An 18,511-nucleotide genomic window follows, 5' to 3' on the forward strand; every position below is an offset into this window, starting at 1 on the left:
AAAAATATTTTTTTGCGGCCGGAAGTCTTTAAAATTCAAGAGGTAATATAGAAAAATTAAACAAAAAAAGCCAATACTTTGATTGACTTTATGTTTTGTTAACGACTTAAGTCTGAAAAAATGAAAAAAAGCTTCAACTTTGACCCATAACTCATAGAGTTTCAAGCGAAAACAAAGGGAAAGGGGCATTTTCGAAGCTATTCGGGGCAATAATCGGGAAAAAGGAAATAAAGACCCCTTAGCTGAAGGTGAGTGTCATTCATATCTTTGTCATGATGTCGGCAAAATAACGGATTTATATTATCCATGTTTCACTCGCATGCATCGTCATGGCTTGCACCATGCAATTCGGCGCGAAGAACACAGGATCAGTTATTTTTTTGACACAATATGAAAGAGAGCGCGAACCAGCGCCGAGAGAAAGAGCAGCCCGCCCCAGAAATAGAGAGCCGGAATTCCGGTCGAACCACGATTGTATTTCCGAAAATATTGATACATGGCCCGATGTGATGCAATTACCATTCGCGGTTTCATTTTTCGGGTGGAACCTCCGATAAAATGCTCCACGACCGCCTCGGGATAGTACAAATTTATAAATCCGCTCTCTTTGGCCCGGCGGCAGAAATCGACATCATTGAAGAACATCCCGAAACTTTCATCGAAGCCGCCGATTTTCTCAGTCAGTTCGCGGCGAATCATCAGCGCCGCACCCATCGGCTGATCGACCTCGCGTTCGGTCAGATGGTCGAACCATCCCATTTTCCAGTGAGCAAATATTTTTGAATGCGGAAACAGATATGACAATCCTGTAAACTCAAATAGCAAATCGCGGTAACGGGGAAATGCCCGGCATGATTTCTGGAGTCGCCCATCAAAACCGATAAATCGTGGCCCGGCAATACCAATTCTTGCATCCTTTTCCATCCGCTGCAGCAATTGCGTAATAGCCGTCGGATTGATTCTTGTGTCCTGATTGAGAAGGAAAATATGCCTCCCATGCGCTACTGCAAATCCCTGGTTGACGGCATGCGCGAAACCAAGGTTACTGTCATTGCATTCCATTAGTACCTTAGGAAACCGGGCGGCCATGAATTCCCGGGTACCGTCTTTCGAGCCGTTATCAATCACAATTATCTCAGCTGGAATATCTTCGACCGATCCGAGAACACTCGACAGGCAGGCCTCGACAAATTCCATACCGTTGAAGGTGATAACGATGACCGAGACAAAGGGAAGCCGGTCGTTCATTTCAAAACCCTGTCAAGAAGAGCGGCGTATTTTTTGGCGGTAGTGATCGAAGAGTACTTTAATTTGATGTGCTCATCCAATTTGGGCGACCGATCAATGATTTTAGGCCTTCCGGCCATTTCTTCAAGATGCCGCGCGATTAATTCCGATTTCTCCGGCGGGATCACGGTTCCAAGAGGATATTCATGCAGAAGAGCCGCGGCATCGGAGTCCTTTGCCACCACCCCCAGTATCGGTTTGCCGGATATAAGATAGTCGAAGATTCTTCCGGGGAGGATATTGTAGCCGCCGAACTTCTCCACCGCCAGATAAAGGAGATCGCAATCCGCCATTGCCTTTATTGCCTCCCCTTTCGGCAGATACCCCTTGCGCCTTATGATATCCTCAAGCCCATGTCTTGAAATCGATGCAATTGCCTCTTTGGCGCAATGTCCGACATGAATAATAGAAAGTCTCTCCTTCCACTTCGAGTCGGCTTTGATAAGGGCGCTGATACCCTTAAGCAGTGGCTCGATCGGGCAAAGGTAATTAATAGTACCGAGAAGTCCGATTACCAGCCTGTCATCCGACCTTGCCTTTGGCCCTTCCCAGAGTCGCGCGGTCTCAATATCCGCCCCATTCATGATAACTTCTCCCCGCCCGAGATACCGCCGAATATCATTATTTACCGACACGACTTCATCGGCCCTTTCGATTATCATCTTTTTCAGGTCAAGGGCATAAGCCTGATCGGCGGGATGGGCATAGACCTGTTCAATGGGAAGCGAGAACCAGAGATCCCTGAAATCGGCGACCCATCTGATATTGAATTTTTCCTTAAGCTTTAAACCAAGCAGGTGGGAAGAAGGGGGCGGTGAGGTTGTTATGACGGCATCGATTTTCTCTCTTTTGATTATTTCCTCGGCTTTTCGGAGCGCAAAGAAATGCCATCCCCGCTTGGAATCGGGGCGGCGTCGCCGGGACAAAGAGCGAATGCCCGATGTGTCAAGGGCCATGGTATTGCGGAGCCCGAGCAAATACAGAAGACGCGCAGGATCAAACGAGTCGGTACGAATAACATTGGCCGCATCAATTCCTTCAAGAAGAGAATAATCATATTCGGGATAGAGAATATTTTTCACCGTCAGGACTCTGACTTTATACCCCGATTCGGGCAGATATTTATATAGCGCCAACGGACGACCAACTCCACCCATTCCGAGCGGCGGGAAATAGTATGATATGAGCAGAATAGTCCGGTCAGGAGGCATGACTGATCAGCCTTTCCATAATCTGTATCGTGCTCCTGATATTCTCCGCAAAAATCGCCGATTCTTTGATTTTTAGATGATTCTCTTCAAGAATAGGATCAAGGTCTATCTGATCATTAATAAGTCGTTCAAATCCCTGCTTCAGAGAATCGGGGTTGTTAGGATTAAACAAAATGGCATTCCCCGGACCGACCCATTCCTTTACTCCCGGAATATCCGAAACAATGGGAAATAACCCGGCTCCCATTGCCTCCAGAAGCGACGCCGGTGAGGAATCCGAAACCGAGGCCGAAAGGTAATAATCAAATTGTGCCAGGAATTCGGTATACTTCTCATGAGGCATAAAGCTATAATAATGTACATTTCCTTTGGGACATTCTCTCTTAACCAGTGCGCGGAAAGAATCAATTTCGCTTCCCCAATCGGGGAAAGTAAGAGATATTTCGCCCCTAATAATAAATGGAGCCAATGCCCTTATGATAAATGAATTATTGTAGACATAATTGTGCGGGCGCGGGACAAGAACTCGCAGGGGCCTTTGTCTCGGATTATGCCTGTTCACCCTTTTTTCAAATAATTTTATGATGTCGTTCTCGACCCCCCAGGGGATGATAGATATATTTTCCGCCGGATGAAGCTTCCTCACCTGGTCAGCAAGGAAGTGTGAGTCGACAACCAGGTGATCCGCCCGCGACAAAGCGAAAGCGACTCTTTTCCGATGAAGAAATGATTTCTCTGGCGAAATAAGGATATCGGAACCAAGGCAGTGAAGCAGGAGCGGCTTTCCGTGGGATTTCTTCGACCGGGCGGCCGCAAAGCCATACCCGGAAGCAAAATGAGGATTGATCAGGTCAGGGGCGGTCCGCTTCACGATGGCGGCAATCTCTCCCGATGACAGGAAATAATTGAGGCTATTGATCGCTGTTTTTCTCTTAAGCTGAATATCCACTGTTGTACCCGATTCAAGCGAGGCCAAAACGACTCGAATCCCCTGTGCAAGCAATCCCTGCCGGAAACGTTCTGTGTGCACCGAGCGGCCATCGGCCAGAAGAAGAACTCTCATACCCGTTTTCCCCGATAAATCAATTTACCCAGACCGCTCAAATATGTGTAGTAAGGGTAAGTGGATTTCCTGCCGCCCCAGCGTTCTTTGAATTCCACCAGACTATCCACTCCGGGTGGTGAACCGCCCAGATTTATTTCCTTTATATTGAGACTGACAGCCAGATTGACAATATAATCATACAGAAGATAATTTGGGCGGAGGGGGTCATCGCGATCGGAATAGCTCTGCCAATCGAAAATCTGCGACCTTTCCCTGAAATAAATATGTGAAGCGGTGATTGTCTCACCCGAGAGCACCATCGGCCATATGACTCGGGAATCCCTCTTTGCTATTGTCAGCAGACGTTTAAAGAATCTGCGAGAATAGCGCGGTTTGCTGTTATGCCGCCGGCTTGTGGCCAGCACCAAGTGATAGAAATCCTCCAGATAACTTTCATCATCAAGAGTAACGATGCGGAAATCCCCCTCCCTTCCGGCATGACGGATGTATCTTTCCATTCTGCGGTTGGGGAATTTATATGAATTAGTTCCCAGATGGAGGATGTGGGTTGATTCCGGTCGCTCCTCAAAGGCGGCCGCATGAAAAGGGGATGGTGGATTATAAATATCGGCCCTTATGAATTTCTCTTTTTTGAGATAATTTTCAAATGACGCTATGAACTGCCTTTTCTCCATTTCAGAAACGGCATCATTCCAATATATCCCGCCATATAATCCCTCGGGCATCGATTGGAAACGGCGGAGATATTTCCGCCCAAAGACAATGCCCGCCATCCCCGCTTTCAGAATGCCCTGTTCCTCATCAGCCAGGAAAACCTCTCTGCCTCCAAATACTTCCCAGAGAGATGCAAAAGCCGGTGAGGCAAAGAAAGAATTGCCGGTCAGCGAAGACCAGGCTTCTAAAGGAATATCTTTGGCCGAATAGATTTGAAACGCCATTACTTTCGAATCAGCAGGATTTTGCCCCGGCCGACCGAACCATCCGGCGCGGTGATGAGAAAAAGGTAGACCCCCGGGGCCACCTTTTGGCCCTGCTGATTGGTCCCATCCCAGTTGACATTGACACTCATTTCGCGCACCAATTCGCCGGCGGCGGTGTACAGCCGAACTATGGCATCACCATTATAGTTAAATGATAGAACTTCATCCGCGCCTCTGATGATGAACGGATTGGGAAAAGCAATAACCCGCGCGATATCAGAGGTTGGCGGGCCGATAGGGGATTCCAGCACCGAGATCCCGTCCGAAGTGCCGATCCAGAGATCGTTGGTGAAAGAATTGATCATCAGCGCCGAAATCTCAATATCGGAGAGGCCGGAATTAAGGGTTGTAAAAACCTCGAAATCGCCGCTCACGGCATCGTAACGCGCCAGACCGTTATGTGCTCCCATCCACGCATTTCCGCGACGGTCAAAAATCAGTCTGGTCACCTCCGGCCCGAACCCGCCCGGCAATTGCACATTTATGAAACGTTCTATTCCGGGATCGTAGCGGGAGAGACCGAATTTGGTGCCCACCCAGAGCACCCCATGGTTGTCGAACCTGACGACATTGACATTATTGGAGCCCAGCCAGCTGTTATCCTCACGGTAATTGACGGCTGAATCGTCGCTCTTATCGAACGGATCCGGCCCAAAATAGTACAAAAATACGCCATTGTTCTCTGTCCCCAGGGCCAGAGTATTGCTGCTGCAATCGATTGAAATCAGGCGGTCGGTGGAAATCCCCTCGGCGGCGCCGAACGACACCCAATTATCCAGATGATTTAAATCAACCGCCGAAACCGGATTTCCATCCAGCGCCCGGTAATTGGTCATGAAAATATACCGGGGAGTGCTGACCAGACTGTTAACCACCACGTAATGCGGCCCCTCTAAAACACCCCGCAGCGAGGAGTTATTCTGATTATAGTGGACAATAGTATCATCTTTTATTTTAAAGAGACCATTACCCCATGTTCCCACCCAGAGATTCCCCGAATTATCCTGTGTGGTCGAGGTGGCCCAATCGCTGACAAAAATATTCAGTTTATTCCATCCGGTCGTATCCAGTATGGCCGCCCCATCCCGCCTGAAACATGCGGCCACCTGCCCCTGCCGGCTCGAAGAAAGGGAGGAGATAATATTGCCGGGAAGCCCCCCATCATTAAATTTGGTCAGATTCGGGCCGGTGCCATACCAAAGGCCGCGCGCCTGAGTCCCGGCCCAGAGAACGCCGGCAACAATACGGCCGGCGCAGAAATAATCGCTATAAGCAGCATGATTCTCAAGCTCGGCCGCCGTTTGTATATAATACCCGTTGCTGCCATATATAAAAAGGGAATCTCCCTGTACAATCATATGTTTGACAGAAAAAGGCTCGCGTGTGACGAGTTTGACAAAAGATGTATCAGCGCCACTCACCGAAAGATAGAAGGCGTTGCGCGTCGTGCCCAGATAGAGCGCTCCCCGATAATAGGCCAACGCCTTAATAGTATCGACGCGCAACTCGGGGTAAACGGTGGTGCTGAAAGTCTTCCAGTTGATAAAAGACTTGAGCAGATCGGGATTGCTTTTATCGGATACCGCCAGACCCTCCGAAGTGGCTATCCAAATCGAATCGCCCCTTAAAAGAAGGTCATAGACGGCTGGTTCCGGGTCAAAATCGCCAAAGCGAAAATACAAATCCTGGATTTGCCCGCCATCGATTGTCTTTGAGAATAGAGCCAGTCCGGTCGAGCTGCCTACCCAGAGATTGTCGTTATCATCAGCCAGCGAATAAAGGGTGAGGAGACTGTTGTTGCGGTCGAAAAAGAGATAGGGAATGTACTGGTTGTCTGCAGACTTGATAAGTCTTCCGTACCCGGCCAGCCAGATTGATGAAGAGGCGTCTTTAAGGATATAATTGAGATCGTTCGTCCCGATTCCCTTATCATTGGTAATTTTTGTCATCCCGAGGGTAAGCGGGTCAATTTTGAGCCACCCGCCGGAGGTTACCACCTGAAGCGAATCATCGAAATAATCAATATATCGAACCTGATTGGCGGAGGTATAAGTATGCCAGTTATCGAACCCGGCGGCCGGAACACCGACTACGGGAAGGAAAAAGAGAACAATGAGAATAACAGTGACTATCTTCGTATTTTTTTCCATATCCATAGACAGATCATTATAAGTAATATGGTGGTGGTAATCAACAGCGAGAACGATCCGAAGACCGGCCCGATCCTGGTGAAAACGGATTCCTCTTCGCTCAGGGCCAGCCGCCCGCTTACCACTTTCTGCACATAGAGATCGGCCCGGGCTGTTTCGCGCCCAAACGGGTCGATCAAAGCAGAAATACCACTATTTGCACAACGGGCCAGCCAGATCCGATTTTCCACGGCCCTGAAGACGGCAATCCGCATATGCTGGAAAGGACCGGAGGAACGTCCAAACCAGGTATCATTGGTAATATTGACCATGAACTCCGCCCCCCCGCGCACGCATTCGCGGACATATTCCGGAAAGGCCGATTCAAAACAGATAAGCACCGAATAGGCGCCTTTATCGGTCTGAAACAGTATGGCCGAGTCGCCGGGATAGAAGTCAGACCACCATTCCACGTCGTGATTCTTTATCAAGGTGAGATATTTGGCGAGGAAATCCCGGGTGAGAAAAGGCATATAGTCCTCATAAGGGGCATGCTCCGAAAAGGGCACCAGTTTAACCTTGTTATAAGATGTCCCCATAGTGCCATCCGGGGCAAATTGAAAGGCGGCATTATAAGACCTTTCCTTTCCATTGCTGATCTGATTGTCCATGGCGCCGATGAGATTATAGGCCCGGCTGTTGGCAACCGTGCTACTCAATATCTGGCGATATTTCGGTTCCAGGCGGGGATAACAGGGTGCGGCCGTCTCCGGCCAGACGATCAAATCGGCCGAATCGCGCGAGGCCTCCTGAGCCAGCGAGTCATACAGCACAAAATTATACTCCCTCATACCCGGAGACCATTTCGTGTTGAGATCGACATTTCCCTGGAGCAAGGAAACACGGAAATTCCCCGGCTCGACATAAGGCGGAAAAACCACCCAGCCATATAGATATATCGATAACGTGATAAACAGGAAAGCGATCCCGGAACTGACCCGGGTCTCAAGGCGATTGACTTTTGTCATCGCCTGCCAGATAAAGAGATTCATCAGTATCAGAGCAAAGGAGAGTCCATAAGAACCGACGACGGAGACAATCTGAATGAAAGTCAGATAATAACCCTGACTGTAAGATAAATCGGTCCAGGGGAAAGCATACTGGCTGAGAGAGCGGAAATATTCCATTCCAACCCACAGGAACGGAAGCGCGATCAACCCCAGGACTTTTTTCCATCGATAGATTTTGACAAAAAGATAAAGAATGAAGGCCGGATAGAGAGCCAGAATAAAGACTGCCGCCACCATCCCCGGCGGCGTGACAACCGCCACCCAGTACAGCTGAAAGATATTGGACAGAAGGGCAAAGAAATATGCCGCCTTGAAAGCTGTCTTGCCCTCAAGCGAGGATATGATAGCCAGCGGCCGCACCAGCGCTATCCAAACCAGGAAACCGAGCGGAAGCGGAAGATAGGCCAGGGCCAGAATAAAGGCCCAGAAGGTCAATTCGGCCCGGCGCAGTCTGACTGCGGCATCTCTGGGCCAGAAGAAGGCTTTAATGCTTGACAGCAGGGATCTCACCCGGAATCAATAACGATTGGCCAGTCATCTGGGCCGGCTGATTTATATTCAAATACTGCAGGATGGTGGGTGCGACATCGGCCAGAATCCCTCCTTCCCGCAGACTAACCTTACCGAGTCGATTGGTACAGTCATAGAATATGAAAGGAACCGGATTGGTGGTATGCGCCGTAAAAGGTCCGTTGGTCTCCGGGTCGAACATCTGCTCGGCGTTGCCGTGATCGGCCGTGATAATCGCCTGCCCCTGTACTTCCTCGACCGCCCGGATGACTTTCCCCACTCCGGCATCAATGGCCTCGACCGCTTTCACCGCCGCTTCGAAAATGCCGGAATGCCCCACCATATCGCAGTTGGCAAAATTCAGAATCACAACATCATATTTCCGCGACAATATCCGCCGCACGGTTTCATCGGCCACCTCCACCGAGGACATCTCCGGTTTCAAATCGTAGGTGGCAACTTTTGGTGATTGTATCATCACCCGGTCTTCATTTTCAAATGGCTTTTCCACCCCGCCGTTGAAGAAATAGGTCACATGGGCATATTTCTCCGTTTCAGCGATACGCAACTGCCGTAAGCCGTGACGCGAAATTACCTCGCCGAAAATATTGGTCAAATGCACCGGCGGGTAGGCGACCTGTGCCTCTTTAAGCTCAACATCATAATTGGTCATAGTTATCAAGTGCACTTTGGGATTATCGGGATGCGGGTAACCATCATACTGGCGGCCGGCGAAAATATATGATAACTGGCGCACCCGGTCGGCGCGGAAATTGAAAAAGAGCGCCACATCGCCGTTGCGTAGTTTCCCTTCCTCCTCATCGCCGAGATTCATCACCGCCGGAATAATAAACTCATCAGTCACATAATTCCGGTAAGATTCTTCTATGGCCGCAACAGGATTATCAAATCTGGGACCGATCTTCTTTACAATCGCCTGATACGCTTTCTCGGTTCGCTCCCATCTTTTATCACGATCCATCCCATAATACCGCCCCATTACGGTGGCAACTTTCCCGACACCGGTCTGATTGAAGAAATCAACCATTTCTTTAATATATCCGGCGCCCGAGTTGGGCGGCGTATCACGGCCATCCATGAAAGCATGAAGATAGACTTTCTTCAGGCCGACGTCTTTGGCCATTGTCACCAGCGCCTTCAGATGCTCCATCGAGGAATGAACGCACCCATCGGAAACAAGCCCGAATAGATGTATCGAAGAATCTTGATTTAGAGCGGTTTTCATGCCCCATAGAAAAGCGGCGTTGGTGAAAAAATCTCCGTCCGAAATCGACTTGTCAATCCGGGTGACATCCTGGTAGACAATTCTTCCGGCGCCGAAATTGAGATGCCCCACTTCGGAGTTCCCCATTTGCCCCATGGGAAGCCCTACCGCCAGACCGGAGCCTTCGATAGGTATATTGGGACAACTCTGAAAGAGCTTTATCAGATTTGGTTTATTGGCTTTGACAACGGCGTTGTAGTAGGGGTCGGTGCGCAGGCCGAAGCCATCGAGGATACAAAGGAGAAACATGGTCAGTCCTTCAAGATAACTTCCTTTTCACCCTTTTCAATCTCACCAATGATATACGGCAATTCCTCCAGACTTCCTAATGCCTCCATGACCGTCTTTGCAATATCGGGCGCGACCACAATTATATACCCGATGCCCATATTAAAAGCCTGATACATGGCCTCGTCATCCACTCCGCCGGTGCTCTGGATAAAATCAAAGATTCTCGGAACCGACCAGGTTTTCTTGCTGATAACCGCTTTCAGGTTTTCGGGCAGGACCCGCACCAGATTACCGGCTATTCCGCCGCCGGTTATATGCGCCATCCCCCGGATTTCAAATTTACCCAACAGGGAAAGAATCGGTTCGAGATAGCAACGATGGGTCATCAGAAGCGCCTCGCCAATCTCCATCCCAAGGGCGTCAATTCGGTTATGATGCTTATGCCCGCCCATCTCAAAAACCACTTTCCGTGCCAACGAGTAGCCATTGGTATGCAGCCCATTGGAGCCGAGACCGATAATGATGTCCCCTTCCTTAATAGCGGCGCCGGTTACAATCCTGCTCTGGTCAACGACACCGACAATGAAGCCGGCCAGGTCATACTCGCCGGGGGCGTAAATATCCGGCATCTCTGCCGTCTCGCCTCCTATCAAGGCCATACCAGCTTTCCGGCAGGCCTGAGAAAGTCCTTTGACAACCTCGGCCACAATCTCAGGATTGAGTCGTCCGGTGGCAATGTAATCGAGAAAGAAAAGGGGGCGGGCGCCATGGACCAGAATATCATTGACACAGTGGTTGACTATGTCCTCCCCAACCGTGTCATGACGGCCGGTCATAAAAGCAATTTTCAGTTTGGTCCCGACACCATCGGCCGATGAGACCAGGACCGGATCGGCATATCCGGCAAAATCAGGCTTAAAAAAGCCGCCAAAAGCCCCAATCTCGGAGAGAACCGACTTATTAAATGTCGCTCTGGCCAGTTCCTTTATTCTCTCTTTTGCTTTATCGGCCGCCGCGATATCTACCCCGGCCGCGGCATAATCTATCTTCTTGTTTTTCATAGCAGTGGGCGAAAACTAATATTCCCGCATTATAAAGTCAAGGTAATAAGCCTTATGAATTTCCTGTAGACCTGCTTATATTAGCCTATGCTCTTGACTGTTCTGATGCCGCTTTTCAACGAGGAAAGAACGGCCGCTGAAATCATCCAGCAGGTCATCGACCTTCCCTTACAACTGGAACTGATAATTATCAACAACGGTTCCGATGATGCCACCGGGATGATAATCCGGCAATTCGGCGACCAGCCCAACATCCGGATAATCGACCGGGATAAAAATATCGGCAAAGGGGATGCTATCACCGAAGGTTTGAAACTTGCCCAGGGGAAGTACACTGTCATTCAGGATGGTGATCTCGAATATGACCCGAATGATCTGGTCCGGATGGTCAAGCTGGCGGAAAGAGAGATGGCCCCGGTCGTTTTCGGTTCAAGGATTCTCAATCCCGCTTCCGGGATATCGTATCAACGGTATCTCTGGGGCGGGAAATTGCTGACCTGGCTGGCCAATTTCCTCTATGGCGTCGGCATCACCGATGAATCCACCTGTTACAAGATGATTCGCACCAACATAATGAAAGGGCTGAATCTGGAATGTCGCCGCTTTGAATTCTGTCCCGAGGTGGTAGCCAAACTTGGACGCAATAAGATTAAGATTGTTGAGATTCCCATAACCTATCGGCCAAGAAATTTCGCCGAAGGGAAAAAAATTCGCTGGTTTGACGGCGCGGAGGCAATCTGGACGTTACTTAAGTACCGTTTTCAGTCGATGCGCCGCTTTGCGGTTAAGAATCAGAAATAATCCACTCGCCGCGGCCAGAAGCGTGATAATCAGGCCAAAATAGAAATAAGGGGTGCGATAATAGAGTCCAATCTTCCGGTCATTAATTCCATAGCGGACTGATACCAGACCGTTGTTTTCTGATGTGGGGCGCCCATCGTCAGCATGCCATCCTTCATCATACCCGATGCCGAATATTATCGTTCCGGCCTGTGCGGGAGCAATGTCATATTCCACCCGGTTCGGTGTATAGTTGCGCCTCAGAACCTGCAGTTGCCCCTCCGGGATATACTCCATCAAAACTTCATTTAAAGGGGTAACCAGTCCCCGGCTTTCGCGGTATCCCGACAGCCAGGGAGCCGCCAGCGACCCGCGATTATGCAGAAACTGGTCATATATTTTATCCTTGCGGCCAATCTCCTGCTTGAACTCCTCGTTGAATCTCATTGACTCCGGCTTTTTCAAAGCGATCGACTGGAACGCCGGAAGATTTATCAGAAAATTCCCCAGCAGAATGATACCAACGAAGATTCCCGCCAGAATGCCCGCACCGCGCATCGAGGTTCTCAATTTTTCAATAAGATAATCCATCCCGAAACCGCCCATGACCGCAGCCGTAAGAATAACAAATTGAAAGGCGCGGGCAGGCGAGCGAATCGAGGAAAAGCCGGGCACCTGCATCATCAGATTCCAGGGCGAAAGGCTGGAAAAACTCCCCATCCCGAAAATCAGAAAAAAGAGGCCGATAACCAGCCAGAGACGGCATTTCTTGAATGAGAAAATCAATCCCACCAGAGCCAGTAGTACCACTAATGGCGAAATATAGGCGCTGTACTCATGCCATCCCCAGTATTGCCCGGAACCAGCCTGCCGGAAAATCTCGTGATTAAACGAAAAAAAGGCCGGCGGCAAAAGAGCTATCGGAGTGGAGTCGGAGGGCATTCCCTCCCATTTGTTCTGCGAAAGGTAATGAAACATCGGGATAAACTTCACCGCGGCCAGAAGCAGACCGCCTATGACGGAAAATAGATATGCCTTAATCAAGGTAAAAGACTTCCCTTCAATGGAAAAAGCAATCGCAAAAATGGCCGAGAAGAAAGCCGTATAGAGAAATGGCACCGCGGCTCCGTTACCGAGAATTATCAGCGCGACAGCTACAACTCCGGCCAGAACATATTTCCAGTCATTCCGGGTTTGGAGAAGAAAATATAGCAGCCAGGGCAGAAAGCAAAAATGCGTGAACGGGATATGCCCGATACTGAAATGAAGGGCAAAATAGGAACCGCCGAAATAGACAAAAGAAACCAGATATGATGCAATTCCGGATAATCCCAATTTCCGCGCCAGAAGAAAACTCCCCCAAAAACCGAGAAAATATGCCAGGAGGACTTGCAGTTTTAATCCTGCCACCGCGCCAAAAAGCAGGACGAGAGGGAAGAAAGGCGAAAGTATTCCAACCTCTGGGTGGGCAAACAGGATATTCCCCCCGCCGATATAGGGATTCCAGAACGGAAACTGATGATAATAAAGAATGGTCTTGGCCGGCACCGCCATTATGGTGATAAAGAGCTCCCAGTCGCCGACGCCGATATAATCCCATTTCAGAAGAAACGGCAGGGTGAAGATAAAAGCCACCAGTAAAGAGATCAACGGCGGAATGTATTTACCGTAATGATTTCCGGGGGTATTGTCAGTCATGGCCGGAATATAATCGGTTTTGACACAATGGCCAAATGGGATTTGGAATACACCCTCGTGAAATCCACAGACGCCCCATCATCACTGCCACAGGCAACGGCTCATTGAAGCTTGAGGTTGAGGCGAAAGATCAATTTTCTTACCGGGTCAGTCTGGTCCATATAAAGGCTGTCGGAGGAAGAATGTCAGAGGGCGCGGAGACGCAGTTTAAATGTGAGTCCGCCTACCGTATCTATACCGTCCATATTCAGGCTGTCCGCAATCCGCCAATAGCGATATTTCCCCGAAAGGTCATATCGATGATTGCAGTCTGAGGAGAAAGTTGCCCCTTCCAAGATGAAATCTATAGTATCAGGCGAAATATACAAGTAGGGAACAGTGGCTTCACAGGATTTCTCAACGTCTTCCTCGATGCAGTAATCATACGCGACATTTTCCGGCAGAACTGAGAAATAGACGTAAAATGTATGAACATAAGGACGACCAGAGATCATCTCGGTCGCACAATATTGACCGACATAAGAGTTTTTTGGCTCGACTGATCGATTGGAGAAATCTTTTCTGCACCCCGATAGAAGACAAAGCAAAGCCGCCATGCCAATAAATAGATTTTTTGCCATTCTCTCTCCTTGCCTGTGTACAATTTCCTAAAAAATTATTCAAAAATCAAGGAGAAATCGGACAATCTACAAGATATTTGTTTTCCGTTTCAAGAGAACCTCATGGATTCTTGGGATTGCTATCGGTCCGACCGTTGTCATACATGCCGACCAGTTCCGTCACCTTGCCGGAGGAATCTCTGACAAACTTTATCCGGAAATAGTCGAGCCCCTCCGCCATAAATTTATCATTCCCCATCGGTATCAAGGAAAACCGAGGGTTCTTTTCCCTTTGGTAATAGAGGCGGCCGTTTTCAATGGTAACATGGCGCGGGCCAAAGTCACCCACATACAATTTGAGGGAGTCTTCCGGAAGGCTGATCGGATTGACAATCGTCTCCAACCCTTCCATTGCCCACTCCAGCTCCCTTTTTCTATCCGGGCTGTCGGCTTTCTGAGCCAACTTCTTAAGAGCCTCCAGATGCGCCACGTTTAAAGCCTGGTCGGATGGAACAGCAATATCCGGCGTCACTCCGGTTCCTTCCCAATTGGTGCCGGAAATAGGATTTATAGCGCGTCCATAAGGAAGTTGTACCCCGACATTCAGATTCTTAAAGACTTTTCGGTTGACCGGATGAGCCCCTCCGCCGGTGGTTTCACCTATGATGGTGCCTCGTTTGAGGTTCTTCATATTATAAGTGAATTCCTCCGCCCCCGAGAAAGTATAGGAACTGGTCAGAACATAGAGATCGGCCTTGGGGAGCCGCGTCCCGGGGACATAGGCATAACTCCAATACTGTTCGGTGGAGTCGCTGGCGCGAATATAGAAACTATTAAGATGAACCGGCTCTTCAAAGAAATAGCTGGAGAGAAGCTGAATCATGCTGGGGTAACCGCCCCCATTCTGGCGCAGGTCAATAATAATAGCATCAGTGTTCCCCAGAAAATTCATGGCGGCAATTGCGGTTGCTCCGGCGTTTTTAGCATCGGAAAATTGGCGGAAATCCAGATACCCGATATTGCCGTTAAGAATCTTAACCTCTTTAAATCCAAAATTATCGCGCTTGCTTTCGGTTAGCTGTACTGCCTTGGCCGAATCGGTCAGGGTATCGTTGGCCATCTGGTCAATATATTTATCCGGAACAAACCTGACATTGAGATGCTTATCATTGCTCACCGACTGCAGGTCTTCGCTCAGTTTACGACAGAAAGCATCACAACCGGCGAGTTCCTTATACCTGCCATCCTTGAGCTGTTTTCGAAGATGCTCCTCCATCTTCCTGGCCACGTCCGGAAAAACATAGGTTGTGTTGAGGGCGCCGGAGATACTGTCAATGATCTCTTTCTGCATACGGGCATCAATTGTTTTGTCCTCCCCCGGTCCCACCGGCCCTCCCTGAGCCACGGACATAAGAGGCATCAGCAGGACCATAAAGAAAATCGTGACTGCAATTATCCCGGGTATTACCGCTTTTGCAGAACGAGTTCTTCCCGGCATCTGCCTGGTCAACGGAATTTCTACTGTCATGGTTTGCTCCTTGCTATACGGTTACGTGTTTTTCGTCAAATCCAATTTCATGTAGATTGATTTTCTCCGATAATCTGTCGCCCATTCCGGCTTGCCCAAAATCTCCTTAAAGCCCAGTTTACGATATAGCGCCGACGCGATTTCCAGTTTCGGGCTGGTCTGAAGGACAATTTCCCGGCCGCCAAGCCGGCGAATCCGATCAATCGCACTCAAGGCCAGTTTTTTTCCCGCCTGCATACCCCGTGCCTTTTTTGTTACTGCCATTTTTGTCAGTTCATAAACATCATCATTGTGCTTGATCACGGCCGCTGTCCCGATAATCGAGCGATCAAGCCGGGCGAAAATCACCAAGCCTCCTTTCCGGATAATCTTGCGGGCCGGATCGGATAGGATTTTTCGATCCGATTCCTCTAATGAAAAAAATTCCCGCAGCCATTCGGAATTCAGCTCCAGAAAATATCTTTTGTGTCGCCGATGATAGCCGATTATTTCCACCATATTGAACTGGCGATTCTTCACCCGCATCATGACTCTCTCAAACATGCCAGACCGATTCAGGGCGGCTTCCAGCCGCCCCAGGTCTTTCATAAAATCACCGTCAGCCTGGCGAATGAATTCCCTCGTGGCCGATTCAACATCCCCCCAGATAGGCTCAAGTATCTTCAAGGTTCTTCTTCCCTCGGGGGTGAGCAACAGCAGGCGCTTTCTTCGGTCATCTTTATCGGTGGTCGAGGCCAGCAGCCCGCGCGCCGCCATTTCGCCGGCTATTTGATTTACCGCCGGGTAGGTCAGCCCAATAGCCGCCGCCACGGCCGTAACAGTCATGGATGGCTTATCTCTCAAAGCATACATCACCGGAAACCATCGGGCCTCAAAGTCAATCCGGCAGGCTTCATAGACCCGCGAAACATCATGCTGCAGTGCCTCGGCCAGCCTTTTGAGCCGGCTGGCAAGTGCTAAAGGCCCCAATCGGGCAATCAAATCCATTCACTTTCCTCCATATGATACAATTCCATCAATATGGGTGTAAGAATATGTAAGTTCTTACATTTTATTTTGACGTTTTGTTTCGATTTTTGTTCAGCCGGGTGATGTTTGCCCGAATTAAAACATGCGCCAACCATAGAAACGGTCCGGGATTCCGGTCGCAGCCAATTGCCAATCGATCGCGCCGAAAGGCCGTTTTACTATGAGCGACAGCCTGAAATCACGGGCCCAATGGCCGGAAATCGATCTTTCCGGGGAATCTTGATTTGATGGAAAATTGCCTCTCCATTTGCCCAAACGAGATAAATACCGCGACATGGAGGACAAAAAAAGGCCGAATTTGCATTCGGCCTTTATAGAATAGCAATGAAATCTATTTCATGTGCTTGGCAACCAGCTTGGTCATCTCAAACATGCTGACCTGCTTTTTGCCGCCGAAGACCGCTTTCAGGTTGTCATCTGCGTTGATCATTCTCCTGTTGACACTATCCTGCAGCTTGTTCTTCTTGATATACTCCCAGAGCTTCTTGGTGATTTCCGTGCGGGGAATCGGTTTCAACCCCACCACGGCCCCAAGCATCTCATCGGGCTGCATCGGCCTCATGAAAGCTGGATTCGGTTTGCGAGCTGTTTTCTTCTTAGGAGCCGCTTTCTTCTTCACCACTTTCTTTTTGGCCGGCATTTTGGCGGCTTTTTTCTTAACCGGCGCTTTTTTCTGGGCCGGCTTCTTAGCCGCTTTCTTAACTGCCATCAATTCCTCCTTTTAACCTTCAGAGGGGATTTCGTGGTTTCTCAGATCGTCATTGGATCTGAAACTCGTCATTTCTTCTTGGCCGTCTTCTTGGTCTTCTTGGGCGGCTTCTTGGCGACTTTCTTCTTCGCTGCTGGCATTAGATCCTCCTGAATAATTGAGGGGTTTAAGGCTTATGTTTACCTTGGTTTATTTCTTCCTTGAACCGGAGCTGTACTTACTACCCAGGCACCGATTTTCCTTTTTCCTCCACAATTTTCGTGTTGCTACCGAATTAAAATTATGTTTAAAACTTATTGCAACAAAAATTTTTCATTTTTGCAATATATTTTGCTATGAGAGGCCGCAATTCTCATAGGGGAAAACGACCCTTTCCGATAATGTATTAAAATCTCCATTATCAGCCGCGGAATCGCAGGGGGCGTTTTTTGGCTTATACAAGCCATCTTCGGCCAATCGTGCAAATTCGGGGAAAGCCTTCTGAAGAAAAAAGTCCATCAGTTTTCACCGCCGGGGGCCGCCGACTCTAATTGACGCCATTTGGCCCTGATAGCCTCGTCACAGATTTTTACCGCCGAATCGACATCAATATTGGTGGTATTGACGACCAGATCATAGGCGCTCGAATCATTGATATCACGTCGGAAAGTGGTTCTGATAAACTCGGTCTGCGTCCGGTCATTCCTGATAATTTCATCTCTGGCGTCATTGGGAGACAACTTCTCATATCGCTGCAAATTTTCGATCCGGCAGGGCAGCGCCGCTATCGTGCGCAGGCTGAAACGCCGTTCCGGCGGCAGAATGAAGTTGGCCCCGCGACCGATAACTAACACTCCACCCAGTTCCGACATGGAAAGTATCACTTTGACCAGACTCTTGGTGTAATCAGGCTGAGTGACATACTGTCCTTTAAACAACCCCTCCAGCCAGAATTCGACCGGATTGGGAACCTTTCCATCCAGCGCTTGAATTATTTTCTTCTGATAACCGGCCGACTTGCATATTTCATCGACGATCTCACGACGGAGGATTCGATAATCAAGTTGTTTTGCCAACTTCTCGGCTATGAGAAGGCCCAGGCTGCCTTTCTGCCGACTAAACGTCACAATCGGACGAATTCGCAAACCGGCCCCCGATTTTCCTTCAGCTTCCCGCTGAAGCCGTTCTTTTTCCCAGACCTTAAACTGGCTGGCAATAATCGCCTCGATAGAGCGCATATATCTCCTGTGAATTACATTTAAATAGCATCTTTTTATTATGTCTGTCAATCCAATTATGGCTCACCATTAGAACTTGCCTCCAATTCATTACCTGCTGAAGTGACGGTTCCAGCAAAAA

The 18,511-nt window shown here is 49.1% G+C and carries 15 protein-coding genes; 1 reads left to right on the forward strand and 14 read right to left on the reverse strand.

The genetic code is table 11. The features are described 5' to 3' along the window. Positions 1 to 372 precede the first annotated feature (372 nt). The 8 genes from NT002_03090 to purM are packed head-to-tail and all read right to left on the reverse strand — an operon-like array spanning position 373 to position 10,830. Complete coding sequence (locus NT002_03090; protein ID MCX6828255.1) at positions 373 to 1,248, reverse strand: glycosyltransferase family 2 protein; 876 nt, start codon at positions 1,246 to 1,248, stop codon at positions 373 to 375. After that, positions 1,245 to 2,498, reverse strand: coding sequence for a glycosyltransferase (locus NT002_03095; GenBank protein MCX6828256.1), 1,254 nt, complete (start codon positions 2,496 to 2,498; stop codon positions 1,245 to 1,247). The genes NT002_03090 and NT002_03095 overlap by 4 nt, the downstream gene beginning before the upstream one ends. Beyond that, positions 2,488 to 3,561, reverse strand: a complete 1,074-nt coding sequence (locus NT002_03100; protein ID MCX6828257.1) for a glycosyltransferase — start codon at positions 3,559 to 3,561, stop codon at positions 2,488 to 2,490. Before NT002_03100 ends, NT002_03095 begins: the two co-directional genes overlap by 11 nt. Then, positions 3,558 to 4,502: a GNAT family N-acetyltransferase gene (locus NT002_03105; GenBank protein MCX6828258.1), complete on the reverse strand. Its 945-nt coding sequence runs from the start codon at positions 4,500 to 4,502 to the stop codon at positions 3,558 to 3,560. Before NT002_03105 ends, NT002_03100 begins: the two co-directional genes overlap by 4 nt. Next, positions 4,502 to 6,700, reverse strand: coding sequence for a hypothetical protein (locus NT002_03110; protein MCX6828259.1), 2,199 nt, complete (start codon positions 6,698 to 6,700; stop codon positions 4,502 to 4,504). The genes NT002_03105 and NT002_03110 overlap by 1 nt, the downstream gene beginning before the upstream one ends. Next, entirely contained in the window at positions 6,673 to 8,253 is a 1,581-nt protein-coding gene (lnt, locus tag NT002_03115; GenBank protein ID MCX6828260.1) for an apolipoprotein N-acyltransferase, read from the reverse strand. Before lnt ends, NT002_03110 begins: the two co-directional genes overlap by 28 nt. Beyond that, positions 8,228 to 9,787: a 2,3-bisphosphoglycerate-independent phosphoglycerate mutase gene (gene gpmI, locus NT002_03120; GenBank protein MCX6828261.1), complete on the reverse strand. Its 1,560-nt coding sequence runs from the start codon at positions 9,785 to 9,787 to the stop codon at positions 8,228 to 8,230. Before gpmI ends, lnt begins: the two co-directional genes overlap by 26 nt. A 2-nt stretch (positions 9,788 to 9,789) precedes the next feature. Beyond that, on the reverse strand, positions 9,790 to 10,830 hold the full coding sequence (gene purM, locus NT002_03125) for a phosphoribosylformylglycinamidine cyclo-ligase (GenBank protein ID MCX6828262.1): 1,041 nt from the start codon (positions 10,828 to 10,830) through the stop codon (positions 9,790 to 9,792). 105 nt (positions 10,831 to 10,935) lie between these two features. Between purM and NT002_03130 the strand changes: the two genes are divergently transcribed. After that, entirely contained in the window at positions 10,936 to 11,631 is a 696-nt protein-coding gene (locus NT002_03130; protein MCX6828263.1) for a glycosyltransferase family 2 protein, read from the forward strand. On the opposite strand, the gene NT002_03135 is transcribed toward NT002_03130, so the two are convergent. From NT002_03135 to NT002_03160, 6 genes are all read right to left on the reverse strand, one after another. Then, a complete protein-coding gene (locus tag NT002_03135; protein ID MCX6828264.1) occupies positions 11,575 to 13,308 on the reverse strand; it encodes a hypothetical protein in 1,734 nt (577 codons plus the stop codon). The two genes, NT002_03130 and NT002_03135, sit on opposite strands and share 57 nt — an antisense overlap. Before the next feature lie 185 nt (positions 13,309 to 13,493). Continuing rightward, entirely contained in the window at positions 13,494 to 13,928 is a 435-nt protein-coding gene (locus NT002_03140) for a hypothetical protein (GenBank protein ID MCX6828265.1), read from the reverse strand. A 100-nt stretch (positions 13,929 to 14,028) separates the two neighbouring features. Then, positions 14,029 to 15,435: a S41 family peptidase gene (locus NT002_03145; GenBank protein ID MCX6828266.1), complete on the reverse strand. Its 1,407-nt coding sequence runs from the start codon at positions 15,433 to 15,435 to the stop codon at positions 14,029 to 14,031. Positions 15,436 to 15,456: 21 nt separating this feature from the next. Further along, positions 15,457 to 16,422 carry a helix-turn-helix domain-containing GNAT family N-acetyltransferase gene (locus tag NT002_03150; GenBank protein ID MCX6828267.1) on the reverse strand — a complete coding sequence of 322 codons (966 nt, stop codon included), beginning with the start codon at positions 16,420 to 16,422 and terminating at the stop codon, positions 15,457 to 15,459. A 373-nt stretch (positions 16,423 to 16,795) separates the two neighbouring features. Next, a complete protein-coding gene (locus tag NT002_03155) occupies positions 16,796 to 17,173 on the reverse strand; it encodes an SWIB/MDM2 domain-containing protein (GenBank protein MCX6828268.1) in 378 nt (125 codons plus the stop codon). 497 nt (positions 17,174 to 17,670) lie between these two features. Next, positions 17,671 to 18,390, reverse strand: coding sequence for a cytidylate kinase-like family protein (locus NT002_03160; GenBank protein MCX6828269.1), 720 nt, complete (start codon positions 18,388 to 18,390; stop codon positions 17,671 to 17,673). Positions 18,391 to 18,511: the final 121 nt, after the last annotated feature.

Source organism: Candidatus Zixiibacteriota bacterium (assembly GCA_026397505.1).
Taxonomy (GTDB): domain Bacteria; phylum Zixibacteria; class MSB-5A5; order GN15; family PGXB01; genus JAPLUR01.

Coding starts and splice junctions, on each gene's coding strand:
- NT002_03090 (MCX6828255.1), bottom strand. CDS start 1,248: ATGAACGACCGGCTTCCCTTTGTCTCGGTCATCGTTATCACCTTCAAC.
- NT002_03095 (MCX6828256.1), bottom strand. CDS start 2,498: ATGCCTCCTGACCGGACTATTCTGCTCATATCATACTATTTCCCGCCG.
- NT002_03100 (MCX6828257.1), bottom strand. CDS start 3,561: ATGAGAGTTCTTCTTCTGGCCGATGGCCGCTCGGTGCACACAGAACGT.
- NT002_03105 (MCX6828258.1), bottom strand. CDS start 4,502: ATGGCGTTTCAAATCTATTCGGCCAAAGATATTCCTTTAGAAGCCTGG.
- NT002_03110 (MCX6828259.1), bottom strand. CDS start 6,700: ATGGATATGGAAAAAAATACGAAGATAGTCACTGTTATTCTCATTGTT.
- gpmI (MCX6828261.1), bottom strand. CDS start 9,787: ATGTTTCTCCTTTGTATCCTCGATGGCTTCGGCCTGCGCACCGACCCC.
- purM (MCX6828262.1), bottom strand. CDS start 10,830: ATGAAAAACAAGAAGATAGATTATGCCGCGGCCGGGGTAGATATCGCG.
- NT002_03130 (MCX6828263.1), top strand. CDS start 10,936: ATGCCGCTTTTCAACGAGGAAAGAACGGCCGCTGAAATCATCCAGCAG.
- NT002_03135 (MCX6828264.1), bottom strand. CDS start 13,308: ATGACTGACAATACCCCCGGAAATCATTACGGTAAATACATTCCGCCG.
- NT002_03140 (MCX6828265.1), bottom strand. CDS start 13,928: ATGGCAAAAAATCTATTTATTGGCATGGCGGCTTTGCTTTGTCTTCTA.
- NT002_03145 (MCX6828266.1), bottom strand. CDS start 15,435: ATGACAGTAGAAATTCCGTTGACCAGGCAGATGCCGGGAAGAACTCGT.
- NT002_03150 (MCX6828267.1), bottom strand. CDS start 16,422: ATGGATTTGATTGCCCGATTGGGGCCTTTAGCACTTGCCAGCCGGCTC.
- NT002_03155 (MCX6828268.1), bottom strand. CDS start 17,173: ATGGCAGTTAAGAAAGCGGCTAAGAAGCCGGCCCAGAAAAAAGCGCCG.
- NT002_03160 (MCX6828269.1), bottom strand. CDS start 18,390: ATGCGCTCTATCGAGGCGATTATTGCCAGCCAGTTTAAGGTCTGGGAA.